We start from the raw sequence: 788 nt of genomic DNA on the forward strand, positions 1-788 counted from the left end.
CAGTTGGGTAAGTGGTCTATAATGTTTTGTAATTCTGAGACTTTCACAATACTTTCATTTAACCGAGAATATTCTTCATTGTAACGGTCTATTCCGATCAAACCTAAAATTTGTTGGCTACAATGGTCAATAAATGTCTAACCAGTACCACAAAATTTATTACAAAGAGTAATTAAACAAGAATGAAGCGCAAAATTTCACCGAAGCTCATCTCGTATGGGACGATTCTATTAAGTAACGCTTTCTTAGCGAATAGCGTGGCGTGGGCTGCTGAAGAGCAAGAGTGGGGCATTGCGGCAATGTTCCGTACTGCCAGTATCCCGTATGACACGTCTGGTGGTGATAAGACAGTAAGTTCGTTTGTTCCGATGTTGTTCTTTAAAAACGACTACGTGTTCATTGATGGCACGGAAATGGGCGCTTACCTATATCAAACTGAAGATGAAAAATGGTCTTTCAATGCCATATCTCGAATGCGCTTTATTGATATCCCAGCCTCTGAACAGAACGCAATTGAAGGTGATACCGCTGACTTTGGTGGACAACTGACATACCAGTTGGACGAACAGTGGGCGGTTGAAACGGAAATCATGAGTGATAGTGAATTCAACCTTCACAGCAATTTGCGTGCGAAAGCGAAGTACGAAACTGGCGATTGGGAGTTCTACCCAAGTGCAACACTGCGCTATAAGAGTGCGGATTTTAACAGTGAATACTACTCAGCTGCGGGTCAGTCGATCGGTGCAGGTGTAGATTTAAATCTTGGCGTTGAAGCGCGTTACCATGTT

General features: G+C 42.6%; 1 protein-coding gene. It reads left to right on the plus strand.

Translation table 11 applies throughout. The annotated features are described in order from the left end of the window. Positions 1 to 182: 182 nt before the first annotated feature. A partial coding sequence (locus BCT81_RS26740; RefSeq protein ID WP_198596973.1) for a MipA/OmpV family protein occupies positions 183 to 788 on the plus strand: 606 nt, incomplete at its 3' end.

Origin of the sequence: Vibrio sp. 10N.261.52.A1 (assembly GCF_002876325.1) — a bacterium.
GTDB classification, from domain to species: Bacteria; Pseudomonadota; Gammaproteobacteria; order Enterobacterales; family Vibrionaceae; genus Vibrio; species Vibrio chagasii.